The sequence below is a fragment of the Arthrobacter sp. efr-133-R2A-120 genome, assembly GCF_030209835.1.
In the GTDB taxonomy this organism is placed as follows: domain Bacteria; phylum Actinomycetota; class Actinomycetes; order Actinomycetales; family Micrococcaceae; genus Arthrobacter.
On record NZ_JARVRF010000002.1, the window covers coordinates 115,760 to 136,128 of the forward strand.

Annotated in this window: 17 protein-coding genes; 12 read left to right on the forward strand and 5 right to left on the reverse strand. The window is 64.2% G+C overall.

From position 1 onward, the window contains the following. Positions 1 to 128: 128 nt before the first annotated feature. The 5 genes from QRN52_RS01390 (at position 129) to QRN52_RS01410 (ending at position 6,115) form a co-directional block, all read left to right on the forward strand. Positions 129 to 1,625 carry a CCA tRNA nucleotidyltransferase gene (locus QRN52_RS01390; RefSeq protein WP_284751014.1) on the forward strand — a complete coding sequence of 499 codons (1,497 nt, stop codon included), beginning with the start codon at positions 129 to 131 and terminating at the stop codon, positions 1,623 to 1,625. Continuing rightward, positions 1,626 to 2,210, forward strand: a complete 585-nt coding sequence (locus QRN52_RS01395) for a histidine phosphatase family protein (protein ID WP_284751015.1) — start codon at positions 1,626 to 1,628, stop codon at positions 2,208 to 2,210. It begins immediately after the preceding gene. Positions 2,211 to 2,794: 584 nt separating this feature from the next. After that, complete coding sequence (locus QRN52_RS01400; protein ID WP_172465581.1) at positions 2,795 to 2,935, forward strand: hypothetical protein; 141 nt, start codon at positions 2,795 to 2,797, stop codon at positions 2,933 to 2,935. Between the two features lie 188 nt (positions 2,936 to 3,123). After that, entirely contained in the window at positions 3,124 to 4,677 is a 1,554-nt protein-coding gene (locus tag QRN52_RS01405; RefSeq protein ID WP_284751016.1) for a glycosyltransferase family 87 protein, read from the forward strand. Further along, entirely contained in the window at positions 4,670 to 6,115 is a 1,446-nt protein-coding gene (locus QRN52_RS01410; RefSeq protein ID WP_284751017.1) for a phytoene desaturase family protein, read from the forward strand. The genes QRN52_RS01405 and QRN52_RS01410 overlap by 8 nt, the downstream gene beginning before the upstream one ends. A gap of 234 nt (positions 6,116 to 6,349) precedes the next feature. Here the strand turns inward: QRN52_RS01410 and QRN52_RS01415 are convergent, their stop codons facing one another. Continuing rightward, positions 6,350 to 6,955 (reverse strand): NAD(P)-dependent oxidoreductase, encoded by a 606-nt coding sequence (locus tag QRN52_RS01415; RefSeq protein WP_284751018.1) that lies wholly within the window; start codon positions 6,953 to 6,955, stop codon positions 6,350 to 6,352. An 82-nt stretch (positions 6,956 to 7,037) separates the two neighbouring features. On the opposite strand from QRN52_RS01415, the gene QRN52_RS01420 reads away from it, so the two are divergent. Continuing rightward, positions 7,038 to 7,430, forward strand: a complete 393-nt coding sequence (locus tag QRN52_RS01420; RefSeq protein WP_284751019.1) for a winged helix-turn-helix transcriptional regulator — start codon at positions 7,038 to 7,040, stop codon at positions 7,428 to 7,430. A gap of 71 nt (positions 7,431 to 7,501) precedes the next feature. Here the strand turns inward: QRN52_RS01420 and QRN52_RS01425 are convergent, their stop codons facing one another. Continuing rightward, on the reverse strand, positions 7,502 to 8,200 hold the full coding sequence (locus tag QRN52_RS01425; protein WP_284751020.1) for an ABC transporter ATP-binding protein: 699 nt from the start codon (positions 8,198 to 8,200) through the stop codon (positions 7,502 to 7,504). A gap of 37 nt (positions 8,201 to 8,237) precedes the next feature. Further along, positions 8,238 to 9,329, reverse strand: a complete 1,092-nt coding sequence (locus QRN52_RS01430; RefSeq protein ID WP_284751021.1) for an ABC transporter permease — start codon at positions 9,327 to 9,329, stop codon at positions 8,238 to 8,240. A 194-nt stretch (positions 9,330 to 9,523) separates the two neighbouring features. Between QRN52_RS01430 and QRN52_RS01435 the strand changes: the two genes are divergently transcribed. From QRN52_RS01435 to QRN52_RS01445, 3 genes are all read left to right on the forward strand, one after another. Then, positions 9,524 to 10,885, forward strand: a complete 1,362-nt coding sequence (locus tag QRN52_RS01435) for a sensor histidine kinase (RefSeq protein ID WP_284751022.1) — start codon at positions 9,524 to 9,526, stop codon at positions 10,883 to 10,885. Then, the gene (locus QRN52_RS01440; RefSeq protein ID WP_284751023.1) at positions 10,882 to 11,538 is read left to right on the forward strand and encodes a response regulator; all 657 of its coding nucleotides are present in this window, start codon (positions 10,882 to 10,884) and stop codon (positions 11,536 to 11,538) included. Before QRN52_RS01435 ends, QRN52_RS01440 begins: the two co-directional genes overlap by 4 nt. A gap of 89 nt (positions 11,539 to 11,627) precedes the next feature. Next, positions 11,628 to 13,595, forward strand: a complete 1,968-nt coding sequence (locus QRN52_RS01445) for a penicillin-binding transpeptidase domain-containing protein (protein ID WP_284751024.1) — start codon at positions 11,628 to 11,630, stop codon at positions 13,593 to 13,595. 18 nt (positions 13,596 to 13,613) lie between these two features. Here the strand turns inward: QRN52_RS01445 and QRN52_RS01450 are convergent, their stop codons facing one another. After that, entirely contained in the window at positions 13,614 to 14,978 is a 1,365-nt protein-coding gene (locus QRN52_RS01450; protein WP_284751025.1) for an aspartate aminotransferase family protein, read from the reverse strand. Between the two features lie 32 nt (positions 14,979 to 15,010). After that, positions 15,011 to 16,498, reverse strand: coding sequence for a CoA-acylating methylmalonate-semialdehyde dehydrogenase (locus QRN52_RS01455; protein ID WP_284751026.1), 1,488 nt, complete (start codon positions 16,496 to 16,498; stop codon positions 15,011 to 15,013). Positions 16,499 to 16,624: 126 nt separating this feature from the next. On the opposite strand from QRN52_RS01455, the gene QRN52_RS01460 reads away from it, so the two are divergent. The 3 genes from QRN52_RS01460 to QRN52_RS01470 all read left to right on the forward strand — a co-directional run bounded on the left by QRN52_RS01460 (position 16,625) and on the right by QRN52_RS01470 (position 20,343). Beyond that, positions 16,625 to 18,277: a PucR family transcriptional regulator gene (locus QRN52_RS01460; RefSeq protein WP_284751027.1), complete on the forward strand. Its 1,653-nt coding sequence runs from the start codon at positions 16,625 to 16,627 to the stop codon at positions 18,275 to 18,277. 183 nt (positions 18,278 to 18,460) lie between these two features. Next, the gene (locus QRN52_RS01465) at positions 18,461 to 19,741 is read left to right on the forward strand and encodes an FAD-dependent oxidoreductase (RefSeq protein ID WP_284751028.1); all 1,281 of its coding nucleotides are present in this window, start codon (positions 18,461 to 18,463) and stop codon (positions 19,739 to 19,741) included. A 23-nt stretch (positions 19,742 to 19,764) separates the two neighbouring features. Next, a complete protein-coding gene (locus QRN52_RS01470) occupies positions 19,765 to 20,343 on the forward strand; it encodes a TetR/AcrR family transcriptional regulator (RefSeq protein ID WP_284751029.1) in 579 nt (192 codons plus the stop codon). Positions 20,344 to 20,369: the final 26 nt, after the last annotated feature.

Consider the following 20,369-nt stretch of genomic DNA (forward strand, 5'->3'; position numbering starts at 1 on the left):
GGACATGGACTCGCGGTGACGCGCGGATGGCGTTCGGCCGTGATCCCGGTGTCATCGCTACGCAATCGCAGCGCAATGACAGGGATCCGGTGGGATGGCGCTGCGAAATCTGACAAGCTTAAGGAACTATGGCGCAAGTATTGGACAGTTCTTCAGTTAATTTCCAGATGGATCCAGTGGTCCTGGACCTCGGTCAGCGGTTCGTGGACGCTGGATTCGAACTGTCGCTGGTTGGCGGGCCGGTGCGGGACCTCTTCCTTGGCCGTGTCTCACCGGACCTGGATTTCACCACCGACGCCACTCCGGACCAGACCCTCTCCATCATCAAGAGGTGGGCAGACAATTTCTGGGAGATCGGCCGCGCCTTCGGAACGATCGGGATGAAGAAGTCCGGCTTCCAGATCGAGATCACCACGTACCGCGCCGAGGCCTACGATACCGATTCGCGTAAACCCGCGGTGGCTTTCGGCTCCTCGCTCCTGGACGACCTCCTACGCCGCGACTTCACCATCAACGCCATGGCCCTCCGGCTGCCCTCCCTGGAGCTCGTGGATCCGTTCGGCGGGGTCCGCGATCTCCATGCCTCGGTCCTCGCCACCCCGGGAGCACCGGAGGCGTCATTCTCCGACGATCCCCTGCGCATGATGCGCGCTGCCCGCTTCGCGGCACAGCTCGGCGTTGCGGTGCACGACGACGTCCGCCTCGCCATGTCCGGGATGGCCGAGCGGATCAAGATCATTTCCGCCGAACGGGTCCGCGAGGAGCTCGTCAAGCTCATTAACGGTGCGCACCCGCGCGCGGGCATCGACCTCCTCGTGGATACCGGACTGGCCGAATTCGTCCTCCCCGAGGTTTCCGCGCTGCGCCTTGAAGCCGATGAGCACCACCGGCACAAGGACGTTTACCAGCACTCCCTGCAGGTCCTGGAGCAGGCCGCGTCGCTCGAGACCGGTCCGGACGGCCCGGTGCCGGGTCCGGACTTTGTGTTGCGCTTCGCCGCGCTAATGCACGACGTCGGCAAGCCGGCGACGCGCCGTTTCGAACCGGGCGGCGCGGTGAGCTTCCGCCACCACGACATGGTGGGCTCCAAGCTGACCGCAAAACGCATGAAGGCCCTGCGCTTCGACAACGACACCATCAAGGCCGTGGCGCGGCTTGTAGAGCTCCACATGCGTTTCTACGGCTACGGGGACGCGGGCTGGACCGATTCTGCCGTCCGCCGCTACGTCGCAGACGCCGGGCCTTTGTTGGAGCGACTGCACCGACTGACCCGGTCCGACGTCACCACACGTAACCAGCGCAAGGCGGAGCGGCTTTCCTTTGCCTACGATGACCTTGAGCAACGGATTGAGGTCTTGGCCGAACAGGAATCGCTCAATGCCATCCGGCCGGACCTGGACGGAGCGCAGATCATGGCTTTGCTGGGACTCAAGCCCGGACCCGTGGTCGGCCGCGCCTACAAGTTCCTGCTTGAGGAGCGCATGGAAAGCGGTCCATTGTCCCAGGAGGAGGCCGAGTCCAAGCTCCTGGCGTGGTGGTCAGGGCAACCCGAGTCCGCCGTCGAACTTTCATCGGAACCAGCCGTCGATGCCAAAACAGGCACCGCCGAACCAGAGGAGTCCTAAGTGAACCCTGCATCCAAGCCCTCCCGGCCTCAGCTCTGGATCATGCGTCACGGAGAGACCGAATGGTCCAAGAGTGGCCAATACACCGGTTTGACGGACCTTCCCTTGACGGTGGAAGGCGAGCAGCAGGCCGTGGAAGCCCGCAAGATCCTGGAAGGCATCGACTTCGATTTGGTCCTGACATCGCCGCTGCGCCGAGCCCGGCGTACCGCGGAGTTGGCGGGCTTCCCCGACGCCGTTCATGAACCGCTTGCCGTGGAATGGAACTATGGCGACTACGAAGGCATCAGCTCGGACCTCATCCGCAAGGACAACCCTGACTACCTCATCTGGTTCGATGGAGTCCCGAATGGCGAGACGCTCGACTCCGTGGCGGCCCGTGCCGACAAGATCATTGCGCGCGTGCTGGAGTCCGGGATGGACAACGTCCTGATTGTCGCCCACGGCCATTTCTCCCGCATCCTCACGGCCCGCTGGCTTGAATTGGACGCTCGGGAAGGACGCCACTTTGTCCTGGGAACAGCCAAAGTTTGTACCTTGGGATGGGACAAGCGGACGCCGGCCATTCTTCGTTGGGGACTGTAAGAAGAATTAATTTCTAAATTGTTTGTAATTGGCTGGTCAACAGCGCGATTCATGGTGTAACTTTATTTTTGATCCCAGAGCGATCTGCCGGGATTGAGGCGTGCGCTGTCCAGTCAGTCAGCTGGACTAGTGCCAAAGCAGAAAAGGAGGTTGGGAAAATGATTACTTTGACTAGCGGATGGAAGATGACCGTTGCTGGCACCCCGGCCTTTGCTGCTCGACGCCGTTTTGCGGCCTAACTCCCCCTGATGTACTTCCTGCCCTGATTATTTGGGGCAGTTCAAGGTGCAATCAGGCTCCGAGTTTGGCCTGCCATTGAGCGGTATCACGCGATCGACGTGGTGCGCAGTTTCCTCATAGTTCGGAACCAGCTTCTTGTTGGGGACGGCTGCCCCCTGGATACCACGTACCGGAGCTCCATGCTCCTGTACTGTCCACGGTCATTCGCGAAATCCGCTTAATCCACTCATTATTGCCCGGCATTCACATGCCTAATTCTGCCGCTGTTTTCTTCGAATTCAGGGGGCTTAATTGTCATGCCTGAATTCCGGCAATTCTCTTCAATGACGAAAGGAGGTGAACCCTTGGCCAAGCGCCTCAAGGACCTGATGGTCTTCAACGGCAAGCCCGTCGTCAAAGACAAGACCCTCTTCAACGGTCAACTGTTGGACCAACGCCGGGAAGACGTATACGTCGTCCTGCATCAAATGGGCATCATCCGCTGAGTGTCCCCCACCGTTGCAATTCAGGAGGGACTGATGGCACACATCGGACCGTTCGCCTCGGAAGCCCACGCGGCTATGCGTGGGCTTCCGCCTTTTAAAGGCTCAACGGGCGGCCGGGCCGGGTGCGGCGGGCCCGGCCCTGGCGGGACTCGACGCCGTCGGGGGCGGCTGAAGGTAAGCTCGATTCCATGCAGGAGACGAAGCCGCACATCCAGCAAAAGCGTGCGCGCTTTGTGGTTCCCAGCCGTAGCGACTCCCTGCTGGGGAACTTCACCGAACTGATCGGAGGACCCCTCGGGCGGCGGTCCTCCCCTGGAGCCGTCTCCCCCGGATTCTTCACTGTTGAACGGGTCCTGATCATCCTCACGATCGTTGCCGCGCTCATGTCGATCCTGATCAAGGGCTATTGCCGCGTCAATGGCTGGCACACCCCCCAACAGTTTTACGCGACCTGTTACTCGGACTTCCCCGAACTTTTCAGCAGCCGGGGCCTTGCGGATGGCGTGTTTCCGCTCTTCGACCAGAAAACCCTCTTCGAGTACCCCGTGATCACGGGGCTTATAGCGGGTGTCACCGCATGGCTCGTACCAGGGCACGGTGCCAGCCCCGATCGGATCCTTGGCTACTTCGATGTCAACGCCACCCTCATTGCGGCCATGTGGATAGTGGTCGTTCTGGCCACCGCACGCATCAACCGACGCCGCCCGTGGGACGCTGCCATGGTGGCCCTGGCACCCGCGATCGTGCTGGCCGGATTAATCAATTGGGACATGTGGGCCGTGGCCATGCTCGCGGTGGGGATGTACTTCTTCGCGAAGGAACGCCCCGTCCTGGCCGGTCTGTTCATCGGCTTGGGAACAGCCACCAAGCTCTACCCGGTGCTCATACTGGGTGCAGTCTTCCTACTGGCGGTACGCAGCGGCCGGCTGCGGGTCCTCTTCGTGACAACCCTGTCAGCCGCGGTAGCGTGGCTCGCGGTCAACGCCCCGGTAGCCGCGGCGAACCCAGCCGGCTGGCGGTACTTTTTCGACTTCACCCAGGACCGCCCCGCCGGATACAGCTCGTTGTGGTTCGCCTATAACCTCGTTGCCGAACGCCTGCGGCTGTCCCAACTTGGTCCCGGAGCCATCAACGCCTTGGCGATGGACATGTTCCTCCTTGCGTGCGTTCTGATTGCAGGATTGGCCTTGACAGCGCCTCGGCGACCGCGGCTGGCCCAGTTGACTTTCTTGATAGTGGCAGCCTTCGTCCTGAGCAATAAGGTCTATTCGCCCCAATATGTCCTGTGGCTAGTGCCATTGCTGGCTTTGGCCAGACCCCGCTGGCTCGATTTCCTGGTCTGGCAGGCAGCCGAGGCGTTGCATTGGGCCGCCACGTGGATGTATCTCGGTCAGATCAGCAGCGGCGGGGCGGCGCAGAACAACATCGATATGCCGTACTACGTCATGGCCGTGTTTCTACATATGGCCGTAACGGCATATTTGATGCTGAGGGTTGCGTGGGACATCTGGGAGCCCCACCTGGATCCCCTCCGAGTCCAGGGTGTGGATGACCCTCACGGCGGTGAGTTCAATGGTGCCGAGGATTGGTTCCGGGTGGACCTCAAGAGTCCAGCGTCATCGGTGTTGCCTTGGCGGCGGGTAGCTGCGTTCTCCGGCGCGTCCAAGTCGACTGGCGATGCCGCACAGCCTGAGCACGATTCATTGCCTTCCACGCGCGGCGAGGGTGAACGCGATGGCTGACGTCGCCGTCGTCGGCTCCGGACCGAACGGTTTGGCCGCCGCTGTGGTCATGGCTCGCGCGGGACTGGCTGTGCGGGTGTACGAGGCTGCCGAGACGATCGGTGGGGGAACACGGACGGCTGAACTGCTGGAACCGGGACATCTCTACGACGTCTGTTCCGCGGTCCACCCGATGGCGCTGGCTTCGCGTTTCTTCCGGGATTTTGAACTCGGGCGGCGCGTGGAGCTCCGTTTGCCGGACGTCCAATACGGAACTCCGCTCGACGGCGGCAGGGCGGCCCTCGCGTATCGCTCGCTGGAGCGGACCGCTTCTGAACTCGGGGCAGACGGAGCTGCGTTTACCCGCCTGATGGGGCCGTTGGTCGAGCGGCTGGGCGGGGTGTTGGACGTGACGCAGAATCAGCTGCTACGGATCCCGGCCAATCCGGTGGCGGCTTTACGACTCGGCCTGGCAACCTTGGAGCAGGGTTCGCCGTGGTGGAACCGGCGCTTCTCCGGGGATGCGGCGCCAGCGCTCTTGACTGGTGTCGCGGCGCATGCCGTGGCGCCGCTTCCTTCGCTCGCCGCTGCGGGGGCGGGACTCCTTCTGGGTGCGCTGGCTCACGCCGGCGGGTGGCCGATTCCGATTGGTGGCTCGGCGGCGATCGCCGATTCCATGGTCCGGGATATCGAGGCCCACGGTGGAGTGGTAGAGACCGGTGCGCAGATCGATTCCTTGGAAGAGCTGCGTCCGGCGAAGGCGATCCTGCTCGACGTCGCTCCCCCGGGACTGTTGCGTGTGGCGGGTACAGCGCTTCCCGGGCGCTACAGGCGGTCGCTGGAAACATTCCGCTTCGGGAATGCAGCATGCAAGGTTGACTTCATCCTGTCGGGGCCGGTGCCCTGGTCGGCTCCAGGGCTGGCCGCCGCCGGAACGGTTCACGTCGGTGGCACTCGTGCCGCCATGGCCGAGGCCGAGAACCTGGTAGCCTCTGGCCGGCATCCCGCGAAGCCGTACGTCCTGGTGGCCCAGCCATCCATCGTGGATCCCGGGCGCGCTCCCGCTGGGCGGCACATCCTCTGGTCCTATTGCCACGTGCCCAAGGGATCGACCGTTGACATGGCCGAGGCGGTCATGTCGCGGATCGAGGAATTCGCGCCGGGTTTTCGCGACGTGGTGGTTGGCTGGAAGACGACGACGGCGGCAGGCTTGGCCGATTACAACGAGAACTATCTGGGCGGCGATTTCAGTGCGGGGATCATGGACATTCGAGGGCTCGTGCAGCGTCCCGTGTTCTCCCCGGTCCCGTGGCGGACCCCTTTGCCCGGAGTGTACTTGTGCTCCTCGTCCACGCCCCCTGGGCCCGGAGTGACAGGAATGCCCGGGTACCACGCCGCTAAACATGCCTTGAAGGACATGTTCGGCCTGAAGATACCCGGGCTTGGCTTAGGCGCGTAACCACCCCCGACGCTCGCTCACCCATGCCGGCGAAATCCGGGACGCTCGCTCACCTATGCCGGAAAGATCCCGAACGCTCGCTCACCTATGCCGGAAAGATCCCAAACGCTCGCTCACCTATGAGCCCAATCGACGGATCGCTCCTGCAGATAATCTGCAGGAGCGATCGGTGTTTTTCCCTCAGATGTGAGCGAGCGTTGGCAAATGGGCCGTCAGATGTGAGCGGGCGTTGGGTTAGTTGGCTGCCGTGAAGCGGGCGCGGCGGTGGGCCGGAGTTTCGATCTCATCCAGCATGGCTACGGCGTAGTCCTGCGTGGAGATGGTGTTGCCGGCTGGGGAATCCTTGGCAGTGGAGTACTTTCCTGTGCGCTCACCTGGCTGGATGACGGGCGCGGGTGCGAGTACGGTCCAGTCCAAGCTCTCGGGAGCTTCCTTGACGGCGGCGAAAGCTGCGGCCGCGGTGGTGGCCTCGGCCTTGTAGGCCTCAGGGAAGTCGGGCGAATCGAGGAGCCGAACGCCGTCGATCTCCAGCGTGCCTGCGCCGCCGACGATCATGAGGCGCGTGCCTTCTGCGTTGCTGTAGGCGGTGTCCATTGCCGCGAGCCACTCTCCGTGGTCGCCGCCGGTGCGGCTCGGGCCGGTGGCGAGGATGACGGCGTCGTGCTCTTTGGCGATCTCCGCGAAGCTCTGGCCATCAGCGAGATCGGCAGCGAGGGCCTTCGCTCCGGCAACCTCTGAGCCCTTGCGGGAGATGGCAGTGACTTCGTGGCCGCGGGTGAGGGATTCGTTGACGATCTGGCTTCCGACCATGCCTGTTGCGCCGTAAACTGCGATTTTCATGACTCTCCTTGGGTTGCTATCCTTGCAATATGAAAACAGTATCTAATTGATACTGATAGCTTCAAAGGAACTTAGTTACCTCATGGATACCGACGATCTGCCAGCAAACGTCCTCGACCCTGATTGCCCGTCCCGGGTGATCTTTCAGCGCATCGGAGACAAATGGGCCTCGTTGGTGGTCCAGGTCCTCGCGGACGGCCCTATCCGTTTCTCCGAGCTTCGCAAGATGGTCCACGTGGTGACGCCCAAGGTGCTGACCCAGACCCTTCGCACCTTGGAGCGCGATGGTCTCATCACCCGGACTGTCCACGCGCAGGTGCCCCCGCGTGTTGACTATGAACTGACCGAACTTGGAGCATCCCTATTGGAACCATTGACACTCTTGCGCCTTTGGGCCGAGGACCACGTGCCCAGCATTCTCAAGGCTCGCGACGCTTATGACGATGCCCAGGACGAGGCTGTCATCGGGGGCTGACCCTTCGTTTCTTGCCCAACTGACTCGCAGTTGTTGTCGTTTTGAGGCCTCATAACGACAACAAATGCTAGTCAGTTGGGTGCTCCGACGGGGACGCCCACACCGAGGCGCCCGTCCCGCATAGTTGCGACCGAATCGGTGAGCGGCAGGAATTCGGTGTCGTGCGTGACCATGACGGTCGCCGTTGCGAACTCGTCCGTGACCTGGCGCAGCAGCCGCACGATCGATTCACTGCGCTCGTGATCCAAGGCTGCCGTCGGCTCGTCGACAAGCAGCACTCGGGGCTGGCCCATGAGCGCCCTCGCGATGTTCACGCGCTGCCGCTGGCCTCCTGAGAGCTGGTGCGGCCGCTTGTTGAGAGAACTCCCAAGCCCGACGACGTCGAGCAGTTCCGTAGCGCGCTTGCGTGCCGCTTTGGCCGGCTTCCCCCGGAAATGGTCGCCGATGATCAACTGCTCGACGGCGGTCAGCGAAGGAAGCAGATTGGGTTGCTGGAAGATGATGCCCACCTTCTCCCGGCGCAGGGAAGTGAGTTCGGTGTCCTTGAGTCCTGTGGCATCCGTGCCGTCGATGATAACGAGCCCTGAACCCGGCCGGACCAATGTCGCCGCGACTGCCAGGAGCGAGGACTTCCCGGAGCCGGACGGGCCCACGAGGGAAAAGAATTCGCCGGCGTGCACGCTGAGATTTACGGAGTCCAGGGCCTTGAGGGTGGAATCGCCGTCCGGGTATTCCAGGGTGACGTTGACGAGGTTGAGTACGGGGTTCATTGATATGCCTTTCGTGGAATATTTTCGGGTGGATTGCCTAGTTGCCGCCGAGGGCAATGAGTGGATCCACTCTGGTGATGCTGCGTACTGCCAGCGCCGCACCGCCAAGCCCAAGGAGCACGATCCCGGCAATCGGGACGAGCGTAGTCAGCGGGGTCACGAGGAACGGGGCCGCCTTGGCAGCAAAGAAGCCGCCCAGCACGCCCAGGCCGCCACCGAGTCCCGCGCCCGCGAGCAAGACGATTCCCGCCTGGACCAGGGCGTCCCGCACCACGTAGCCGGACGAGGCACCCATGGCCTTGAGCACCGCGATGTCGCGAGTGCGCTGAACAGTCCAGACGGTCAGGAATGCCACGATGACAAGGGCCGAGATGCCGTAGAGGAAAGCCTGCATCAGCATGAGGGAGCCGTTTTCGCTCTTGTAGGAGCCGAGGGCCTGGAACGAACCATTCGGAGTGGCGCTGACAGTGCCGGCCGCCGCATTGGCGGCGTCGAGGTCCACGGTGGCTCCGGCGTCGTACGTCACGGCAAGGATCGTCCCAATCGATTCCCCTGCAGGAATATGCGCAAGCTTCTGCCACGTAGCCCGGGAGGTCCAGACGACTGCGGTGTGCGAATACCACTCATCCTGGGTGATGGCGGAAACCGTCAGTTCGGTACCGCCCACCGTCACCCGGCTCCCGGTACTCAGAGAGAGTTCCTTCGCCAAGGACTCCCCGACCACCGCGTCACCCTCCTTGACCGCTACTGGCGAGATGCCGCCGTCGGCCCCGAAGACTGCGACGTTGGCAGTGCCGGCAGCATTATTGGAGGAATCGAGGGACTGAAACCGCGTCTGGCTGATACCAACGGCTTCGGCAGAAGCAACCCCCGGCCGGTTCCGCCAAGCTTCCAGCTGTTGGTTCGAGACTTCCGATTCCGTATAGGAGGCCCTCGCCTCGCCCCCGGCCGGCGCACCGAAGGCGATTTGCTGCGCCGGAAGGGCTGCAATGGCCGACGTCGACTGGTTGCCGAGGCCCGCCGTCAGCCCGGAGAGCATGACGAGGAGGAGTGTGATGAGGGCGACGACGCTTCCCATGAGGGCGAAGCGGCCCTTGGCGAAGCGGATGTCGCGCACGGCGAGAAACATGGAATTCCTTTGGTTCGGAGGCGATCTTCTGGTCTTGTTTCAACTCTCCGGGCACGGGACGCGTGAAGCATCGGGAAGTGGATGGACCCATCCGATCGCCTTGGTTGACCCGCGGATCAACCGTTCGGTTGATTGGGCACGAATACGGCGGAACCGGGGCAAAAGTGTCGGAGGGCGAGGCTACGCTGGAAGGCATGCAGGGAGACGATTCGCCGCGAGCCACCGCGCAGCCCAGCGTTACGGCGCAGCCCAAAGAGACGGCGCAGCCAGGAGAGCCGGCGCAGCCCAGTGGCTCCGCGGTGATTTTGCGTGTCCTGCGCGTCAGCCTGCACGTCGGTTTTGCGGTGCTTCTCTTGGTGGCAGTCGTCAGGCTTGCGGTCGCGGGCCTTTCGGCATTCGCCACTTGGGCAGGCCTCGGTCTTGCCCTGCTGTTGGCTGCCGTCTACCTCTTGGGGACGGTTCTAGAAAAGAGACACGCCGGCAATTCCGAGCGTTTCGATCCGAAGCCATATGCGCGCTGGTGGCTCGCCGTCGTTGGTTTCCTGTGGCTGCTGCTCATGCTCATCACTCCGGACTTCGCTTGGATAGCTTTCCCGTTGTTCTTCGTGCAATTGCATATCTTGCCGCGGCGCTTCGCCCTGCCCGCGATAGCTGCAAGCACGGCACTCCTGATCGCGGCCATGTGGTTCCATAACCGTGGTGCCGGGGCGGATGCCTTGCAACTTGGCATGGTCCTCGGGCCTGTTTTCGGTGCCGCGTTCGCTGTTGTCACCGGCCTGGCGTATCGGGCGCTTTACGTGGAGGCAGAGAACCAACGCCTCGCCGCCGAGGAATTGCGCCGCACCCGGGCCGAGCTGGCACGTAGCCAGCACGACGCCGGCGTGCTGGCTGAGCGCGAAAGGCTCGCCCGCGAAATCCACGACACCCTGGCGCAAGGATTTTCGAGCATCGTCCTGATGGGGCGCTCGGCGGAAAAAGCCCTCGACGTCGGTGACCACGCCGCTGCCCGCGACCGACTCAGGACAGTCCGGGAGACAGCAGCCAGCAACCTGGCGGAGGCCCGCAATGTTGTCCGGGGACTCGGGTCCCCGGAACTGGTCGAATCCTCCTTGGCGGACACTCTGCGGCGTCTCTGCACCAAGACCGAGGCCGAGGCCGCCGCACGCGGAGCCACGTTGCGCTGCCGCTTCGAGCTCCAGGGCACTCCGGTGCCGCTGCCCAACCCTTACCAGACCACCTTGTTGCGCGCGGCTCAGTCTTCCCTGGCGAACGTGTGGGCGCATGCCCAGGCGAGGACCGCCGTCGTCACTCTCTCCTTCCTGGACGCCGAGGTGACCATGGACGTGTTCGACGACGGTGCGGGCTTCGACCCCGCAGCGGCCGCCGCCGCGGCAGCCCGCGGTGACGGAACCGGCGTCGGGCTCAAGAGCCTGCGCGAACGGCTCGCGGCGCTGAATGGAACGCTCGAGGTCGAGTCGGCTCCCGGCGAGGGGACTGTGGTGGCAATCCGGCTTCCGCTGGTTGCTGGCAGCGCAGCTCTGGAGGCGTCCCCATGACCAACATCAGGGTTTTGCTGGTTGACGATCATCCCGTGGTCCGAGCGGGGCTCCGCGCCATGCTTGCAGACTTCGAGGGAGTCCAAGTGGTGGCGGAGGCGGCCGACGGCGGAGCCGCGTTGGCGGAACTGTCGAAGCTCCACACCCTCGGCGAACCCGTGGACGTGGTTCTCATGGACTTGCAAATGGGCTCGGGAATGGACGGCGTCACCGCCACAGGCAAGATCAAAGCCGGTGAAGCCGGAACTCCCCCACCGCCGGTCCTGATCCTGACCACGTATGACAACGACGCCGATATCCTCGCCGCAGTAGAAGCCGGTGCCAGCGGATACATGCTCAAAGACGCGCCACCCGAGCAAATCCGGCAAGCCGTGGTATCTGCTGCAGCGGGTCAGACGGCCCTGGCTCCCGAGGTTGCCGCGCGGCTCATGGGCAGGATCCGCAATCCTGTGCATGCCCTGAGTGCGCGCGAAGTCCAACTCGTGGAGCTCCTCGCCACCGGCATGAGCAACCGTGCGATGGCGAGGGAACTCTTCATCTCCGAGGCCACGGTCAAGACCCATTTGGTGCATATCTACAGCAAGCTGGGCGTCGACAACCGGACGGCGGCCATCGCGGTGGCGACTCAACGCAGGATCATCCGCAGCCAGTAGGATCGGCGCGCAGCTCTTGAGCATCACAAAAGCGCAACGTGCTGTGATTTGGATCATTTCTGTCGGCCCAAGAAGGCATAATGGCGCAAATGGGGAAAACTAAAAACATTGTCCTGGGGCTTGCCGCCCTGATGATTGCTGGGTCGCTGACCGCTTGTGATGACGGCCGCTCCGGGGCGGAAGGCGCTGCCAAGCAGCTCGCGTCGTCCCTGGCGGCGCTCGACGTCGGATCGCTCGCCGTTGACGGCAAAGACGCCGCAGCGGCAAACGAGCAGCTCAAGGCGGTGTTTGCGGCCCTCGATCCGGCCAAGCCTTCCGTTGAAAGCGGTGCGGTGAAGCTCGACGGCGACAAAGCGTCGGTCCCGCTCAACTTCACGTGGAAGATCGGAACTGCGGAGTGGAAGTACACCTCCCAGGCCGCACTGAAGAAATCAGGCGACAAATGGGCCGTCCAATGGACTACAACTCTCTTGGAGCCGGACTTGAAGGACGGCGAAGTCCTGGACAAGACCGTCACTGCGCCAACCAGGGCCGAGATCCTCGGCGCAGGGGACTCGAAATTGGTCAGCTACCGTCCTGTGGTTTACGTCGGCATCGACAAGACTACGATCGGAGCCGCGGATCCCGCTGCTTCAGCGGCGAAGCTGGCGCAACTGGTCGGCGTGGACGAAGCGGCGTATGTGAAACAAGTCCAGGCGTCCGGCCCGCAGGCTTTCGTCAGCGCCATCACCCTGCGTCAGGACGGCCGGACGATCACGGACCAGCAGATTGCTGCTATTCCAGGTGCCCGTGGCATTCCCGATTCACTGCCTTTGGCACCGACACGCACCTTCGCCCGTGCTGTGCTGGGTACCGTCGCTGAGGCAAGCGCCGAACAGATCCAAAAGGCAGGGGGTGCCTTCAAAGCGGGAGACGTCGTCGGGACCGGGGGCCTGGAGGAACAATACGACGCCCAGCTTCGTGGCCAGGATGGGGTCTCCATCAAGGCCCGTCCGCAAGGCATGACCGACGACCAGATAAAGGCCGCGAAGCCCGACCCACGCCGGGTGCTTTTTGCCGTCGACGCCAAGCCTGGCGATCCGCTGAAGACAACCCTGGATCCGCGCCTGCAGCAACTCGCCGAAGACACCTTGGCCGGCGTTGGCCCGGCTTCGGCAATTGTCGCGCTCCGCCCCTCCACCGGCGCCGTCCTCGCAGCGGCTTCCGGCCCCGGAAGCAACGGCTACAACACGGCAATGCTGGGCCAGTACGCGCCGGGCTCCACGTTCAAGATCGTCGATTCCCTCGCCTTGATCCGCAATGGAATGACGCCCGATTCCAAGGTTGAGTGCACACCAACAATTACCGTGGATGGCCGGACTTTCAAGAACGCCGAAGGTTATCCAGAGTCGTCGCTCGGCTCTGTCGCTCTGCGGGACGCTTTTGCGCATTCGTGCAACACGGCCTTCATCAGTTCCCGGGACAAGGTAAGCCAAGCCCAGCTTGAGTCGGCGGCAACCTCATTGGGAGTGGCAGTCCAAGCCCCGAAGCTGGGGGCCGAGGCTTTCTTGGGCTCAGTACCGGGAAATGCAGACGGCACCGAGCACGCAGCTTCGATGATTGGCCAGGGCAAAGTGCTGCTTTCCCCGCTGGCCGCAGCGATTATGGCCGCCTCGGTGGCCCATGGCGCTCCGGTGTCGCCGCAACTCGTCCTGAACCCCGCCTCAGTCTCAGCGGGTGCCACGACGACGGCGTCCGGGCCGCCGTCGTCGTCGGCCTTGCCCTCCGCGCCGGCGTCCGACAAGCCGGTCACCCCGGCGGAGGCAGCCGCGCTCGGTGACATGATGAGGGCCGTGGTGACCTCCGGCCACGCCGGTTTCCTCGCGTCGGTGCCCGGGGCGCCCGTCGGTGCGAAGACCGGGACGGCCGAATTCGGAAACGAGAACCCGCCCAAGACACACGCCTGGATCGTCGCAGTGCATGGAGACCTGGCAGTGGCAGTATTCGTGGAAGATGGTGGCCTCGGTGCGACGACCAGCGGCCCGCTGCTCAAGTCGTTCCTGACCGCGGCCGGCTGACGCCAGGGAACTACAGCTTTAGGGAACCAGTCCGCCGGCGATGTCCAGCACGTCGTCCAGGATTGCCAGGCCGGCCTTGAGGTCGTCAACGCTGATGTTGCACGGCGGGACTACGTGGATGCGGTTGAAGTTGGCGAAGGGGATGAGTCCGCGGGACTTGCAGGCGGCCACGAGTTGGTTCATTTCCGGGCTTGAGGAGCCATAGGCGGCCAGGGGTTCCCGGGTTTCACGGTCGCGGACCAACTCGATTGCCCAGAAGACGCCCTTGCCGCGGACCTCGCCCACGGACTTGTGCCGTGCGGCGAAGCCGGCAAGGGCAGGCCCGATCACCGTCCCGCCCAACAGGTCAGCGTGTTCCACTATGCCCTCGCGTTCCATGGCGTTGATGGTGGCGACGGCTGCGGCTGTTGCCAAGGGGTGGCCGGAGTAGGTCAGGCCGCCGGGGTACACGCGCTTGCCGAACGTCGCCGCGATCTCCGGGCTGATCGCCACTCCGCCCAGCGGCACGTACCCGGAATTCACCCCCTTGGCGAAGGTCAGCAGGTCCGGGACGACGTTGAAATGCTCGACGGCGAACCACTTGCCCGTGCGGCCGAAGCCGGCCATGACCTCGTCGGCGATGAACACGATGCCGTACTTGGTGCAGAGCGCCCGGACGCCCTGCATGTATCCGGCCGGGGGCACGTAGATTCCTGCCGTTCCAGGTATCGATTCCAGGATCAGTGCCGCGATGGTGGATGGGCCCTCGAATTCGATGAGCTGCTCGAGGTGCTCCAAGGCGCGCTGGCTCTCTTCCTCTTCCGTGGTGGAGTGGAAGACGGTGCGGTAGAGATAGGGCGGGAAGAAGTGGATGGTGCCGGTGGAGCCGTTGTCGTTGGGCCAGCGGCGGGGGTCGCCCGTGAGGTTGATGGCGAGTTGGGTGCCGCCGTGGTAGGAGCGGTAGGCGGAAAGGACCTTCTGTCTGCCGGTGTGCAGCCGGGCCATGCGGACGGCGTGCTCATTGGCGTCTGCCCCGCCGTTGGTGAAGAAGATCTTGTTGAGCTCGCCCGGGGTCCGTTCGGCGATGAGGCGGGCTGCTTCGGAGCGGGCCTCGTTGACGTAGCTGGGTGCGATGGTGCATAGCTTCGCTGCCTGGGCTGCGATGGCGGCGACGACCGCGGGGTGCTGGTGTCCGATGTTCGTGTTGACCAGCTGGGAAGAGAAGTCGAGGTACCTGTTGCCCTCGCCGTCCCACACGTGCGATCCCTCGGCGGCCGAGATGACCATGGGGTCCAGCAGATCCTGGGCGGACCACGAGTGGAACACGTGCATGCGGTCCAGCTCGTAGGCGCGGCGTGCGGAGTCGATGTCGCTTTGAAGGGGCGTATCTACTGTCGAGGTCATGATTGATTCCGTTCCTGGAGGAGGCAGTCTGGTCAGTTGTTCTGCGGGAATCCGAGGTTGATGCCGCCGTGGCTGGGGTCAAGCCAGCGGGTGGTGACGGCCTTGCCGCGGGTGAAGAAGCCGACCCCCTCCGTGCCGTGCGCGTGGGTGTCTCCGAACAGGGAGTTCTTCCAGCCGCCGAAGGAGTAATAGGCCATCGGGACAGGCACGGGCACGTTGATGCCCACCATGCCCACCTCCACTTCGTTCTCGAAGCGGCGGGCCGCACCGCCGTCGTTCGTGAAGATCGCCGTTCCGTTGCCGTAGGGGTTGGCGTTGATCGTGGCGAGGGCCTCGTCGTAGCTGTCCACGCGGACCACTGAGAGCACCGGGCCGAAGATCTCGTCGCGATAGATGGACATGTCCGTCGTGACGTTGTCGAACAAGGTGGGGCCGACGAAGAAGCCCTCGCCCTCGGCGTCGGGCATGACCGAGCGGCCGTCGACGACGAGTGTGGCACCCGCCGCTTCGCCGGCGTCGACGTAGCCGGCAACCTTGTCCCGGTGCTGGGCGGTGACGAGCGGGCCCATGTCGCAGCCGCGGAGTCCATCGCCGGTCCGAAGGCCACGCGCGCGTTCGGCGATCTTCGCCACCAGGGAATCGGCGATGTCGCCCACGGCAAGCAACGCCGAAATGGCCATGCAGCGTTCGCCCGCGGAGCCGAAACCGGCGTTGATCGCGGCGTCGGCGGCGAGGTCGAGATCGGCGTCGGGCAGGACGATCATGTGGTTCTTCGCGCCGCCCAGGGCCTGGACGCGCTTGCCGTTCGCGGTAGCGGTCTCATAGACGTACTTGGCGATCGGGGTGGAGCCGACGAAGGAGACGGCCTTGACGTCGGGGTGGGTGAGCAGCGTGTCGACGGCCACCTTGTCGCCCTGCAGGACGTTGAAGACGCCGTCCGGCAGTCCGGCTTCCTTCCAGAGTTCGGCCATCCACACGGCGGCCGTGGGGACCTTTTCGCTCGGCTTGATGATCACCGTGTTTCCGGCGGCGATGGCGATGGGGAAGAACCACATGGGCACCATGGCGGGGAAGTTGAAGGGGCTGATGATCGCCACGGGACCGAGGGCCTGGCGGATGGAGTGGATGTCCACCTTGGTGGACGCGTTCTCCGTGTAGCTGCCCTTGAGCAGGTGCGGGATGCCGCAAGCGAACTCCACGACTTCCTGCCCGCGCGTGACCTCGCCCAGGGCGTCGTCCAGGACCTTGCCGTGCTCTGAGGTGATGATCGCGGCGAGTTCTTCCTTGCGGGAGTTCAGCAGCTCGCGGAAGGAGAACAGGATCTGGGTTCGCCGGGCGAGGGACGTATCGCGCCATGCCGGGAAGGCGGCCTTGGCGGCGGCGACGGCGGCGTTGCCGTCTTCCACGCTCGCCAAAGCCACCCGTGCCGTGACTTTGCCCGTAGCGGGGTTGCTCACGGGGGCGGTGCGCTCCCCGGCCGGGACGTAGCTGCCGTTGATCCAGTGCTCGATCGTGTTCAAGGGTTCTCCTGGGTTGGTTCTCAGAGCGGCGTTCGCTTCCGCGTTGCGTTCAGTTTGTCCGCACCACGTCGCTCCCATAAGAGACGATGTGTAAAGAAAATTCCACGTGAGGATTACACTTTGTAAATGCTGCCCACTCTTCGGTCGATCCTTGACCTTCCCTTAGTGCGCGACGCCGCTCCGGAGGTCCTGGGCGGAGAGGCCCGGCTGGACGATCCTGTGCGCTGGGTGCACGTCAGCGAAATCCTGGACCTGACAGGCCTGCTCTCCGGCGGCGAACTGGTGCTGACTACCGGCCTGGAGCTGGACAAAGAACTTAGCGAACCCGGCCGCACGGCGTCGTACATCAGCTCGCTCGAACACGCCGGAGCCGCGGGCCTTATCGTGGAACTCACCGCGCCCCGGGAGCGTACGACGGCGGCACTGCGGTCCGCGGCCCGCTCGGCTTCGATGCCGGTAGTGATCGTCCGGCGGCGCGTGCGCTTCGTGGAAATCACCGAGATAGTGCACCGCTTGATCGTTGCCGAGCAGCTCGAACGGGTGGAGCGGGCGCGGGACGTCCATGAGGCTTTCACCGTGTTGAGCCTTGAGAGCGCCGGGACGCAGCAAGTGGTGGAGACAGCGGCCGCAATGATCGGTGCGCCGGTGGTGCTGGAGGACCTGCAGCACCTGGTTCTGGCCTATTCCGCCCGCCATCTGGCAACCACGGAGTTGTTGGAAGACTGGGAGCGGCGATCGCGGACCACTCCTTCGCCGGCCCAAGCCCATGGCTCGGCCAAGCGGATCGGTCCCGAGGGATGGCTGCAGGTCCCGGTCGGTGTGCGGCAGCAGTTATGGGGCCGCTTGGTGGTTCCGGTGCCTCAGAGCACTGGAGGCGACGACAACATGAAGGTCATGGTCCTTGAGCGTGCCGCGCAAACCCTTGCCATCAACCGCCTGGCCGAACGGGACCAACGCGAACTTTCCCAGCAAGCGCAGGCCGGACTCCTCAACGCGCTTCGCCAGCCGCGCGGACTCAGCGAGGCGGAGGCTCTTGCACGCGCCGGCTCGCTGGGCTTGAAACGATCGCCCTACTACCTTCCCTTGGTATTCAGAACGGCGCTTCCCGCCGCTCCGTCACTTTCCGGCGACCCCTTGGCAGGTCAGCAAGAGGAACGCGTGCTGCTGGAAACGCTGGCCAGGGCACTGAAATCCACGGCCAGCAGCGGATTGACGGCCAGCATCCACTCAGGCTCGGTGGGAATGATCCTTGCCCTCCCGGCACGGCAGCTCGAGGAAACCGCGCTGCAGCGCCTGGCCGGCGCACTGCACGCCCACGGCGGCGACTTCGCCCCGCACTGGACCATCGGCGTCGGGCGCTGCCGCTCCTCGCTTCTGGAAGCGGCGGCAGGAATCGACGAGGCCGCGCACGTTGCCGAAACGGCGGCCACCCTCCGCGAGCCAGGCAAACCGTACTACCGCGCCACGGACATCCGGCTCCGCGGCCTCCTGGCCCTGATCCGCAGTGATCCCCGGGTCCAGCAGTTCGTGGAATCCGAGCTCGCGGCCGTGCTGCAGGCCGAAGCCGAAGGCAGGCCCGGTTACCTGGAGCTGCTCGGCAGGTATCTGGAATCCGGAGGCAACAAGGCGGCCATGGCACGCGGCGGATACCTGAGCCGCCCTACCCTGTACGCCCGTCTGGCCAAGCTGGAGGATCTCCTGGCGGTGGATCTGGAGGACGCGGAATCACGGACCTCGCTGCACGTGGCACTCATGCTGCACCGGCTGCGGGGGCAGTAGAGGCTCGCTCACTTTTGGCGCCTTGACGCGATATGTGAGCGAGCGTCGCCGGAAAAGGGGATATATGTGAGCGAGCGTCGGAGGGCGAGGGGCGCCTCTGGACACGATTTCCCCACGGGTGCACACTTAATTCAACGCTTGTTGAATTAGTTGCAACAATGAACTTCAACTCCGGGAGTGGCCATGAACCAGCCTGAAGGCACCACATGTGTCATCGCGGGCGGGGGACCCGCCGGAGTGATGCTCGGACTCCTTCTGGCCCGGGCCGGCGTCGAGGTCACCGTCCTCGAAAAGCATGCCGATTTCCTGCGCGATTTCCGCGGCGACACCGTGCACGCCTCCACCATCCGACTCCTGGATGAGCTTGGGCTGGGCGAAGGATTCCGGGCCTTGCCGCAAAGCAAGCTCGGCAATTTCAAACTCCCCACGGGCGGCAAGGAAGTGACCCTGGCCGACTTCGACCGCCTCAAGCCACCCTACGATTACGTAGCCATGGTTCCGCAGTGGGACCTCCTGAATTTCCTGGTGGACGCCGCGCAGCAAGAGCCGCAGTTCACGCTCCGGATGAACACTGAGGCCACGGATCTGCTGTACGACGACGGCGGGAAGGTCGCCGGCGTGGCGTACCGCACCCGGGACGCGGCGTCCGGCGTCGAAACCGGAACAGGGGAGCTTCGCGCGACGTTGACGGTGGCATGCGACGGCCGCAGCTCGGTGCTCCGGCAGAAGGCAGGACTGGTCCCCCGCGAGTTCCCCGTGCCCTTCGACACCTGGTGGTTCAGGCTCTCCCGGCACGCGGACGAGCAGGAACAGTTGGCCTCGATCATGCCCCGCTTCTCCGGCTCCGATGTGCTCCTCAGCCTGACCCGCAAGGACTTTTACCAGATCGCCTACCTCGCGGAGAAGGGCAAAGACCCGCAATTGCGCGCCGAAGGCGTGGAAAGCTTCCGTGCACGCGTGGCCCGAATCCGCCCGGATCTGGCAGACCGCGTAGACGAAATCAGATCCATGGACGATCTCCATTTGCTCGATGTGAAGCTCAACCGGATCAAGCCATGGCACAAACCTGGTCTCCTCCTCATCGGAGATGCCGCACACGCCATGTCTCCAGCAGGCGGTGTGGGGATCAACCTCGCCATCCAGGACGCCGTCGCCGCGGCCCAGCGCATCGCCCGCCCATTGCTTCAGGGCACCCTTGGCGAGGCAGATCTCGCTTCGGTGCAGAAGCGGCGCTGGTTCCCCACCGTGGTGATCCAGAATGCGCAGCTTGTCATTCAGAAAGCGGTCTTCGGTCCCGCTGTGAAAGGCCGGTTGATGGGCCCGCCGAGTCCAGTGGTCTTTGTCGCGCTCCACGTTCCCTGGTTCCGGAAACTTCCAGCCCTCATGATCGCCTTCGGCCCGCGGCCGGAGCACGCCCCGGACTTCGCGCGCCGGAAGGCCGCCGTGAACCGGAAGCCGGGGTGAACAGGGGTCGCCGTCCGGGGCAAGTGAGCAGCCGGGACGCGGTTCTCCGGGCGGCACGCGAACAGTTCAGCCGAAAAGGATATGACGCCGCAACAGTCCGGGCCATCGCGGCCGAGGCCGGCGTGGATCCGTCCATGATCAACCACCATTTCGGCACCAAGGAGCAGCTGTTCATGGCTGCGCTCGAATCACCCGTGGATCCCAAGGATCACATATCGGCTGTCCTGGGCGGGCCACGGGAAGGCGCCGGGGAGCGACTGGTGACGCGCATCCTCGCCGTATGGGACTCGCCGGCGGGGGCAGCCGGCGTCGCGGTCTTGCGGACGGCGATGCAGCACGAATGGAGTGCCGCGCTGGTCCGCGAGTTCATTCTCAACCGGGCTATCAAACCGCTTCTCGCTGGCCTTGGGGTGCCCGCCGAGGAGGCATCCTGGCGCGGAAACCTGGTGGCGTCGCAGCTTTCGGGGCTCATCCTGACCCGCTACCTGATCAAACTGGAGCCGATCGCCTCGGCGCCGCACGCCGTCGTCGTCCAAGCGCTGGGGCCGACAATCCAGCGCTATCTCACTGGCGCGGTGGGTGCGGACCACCTGGGCGGCTGAGGAGTCCCCCGCGGTCCGTGGGAAGA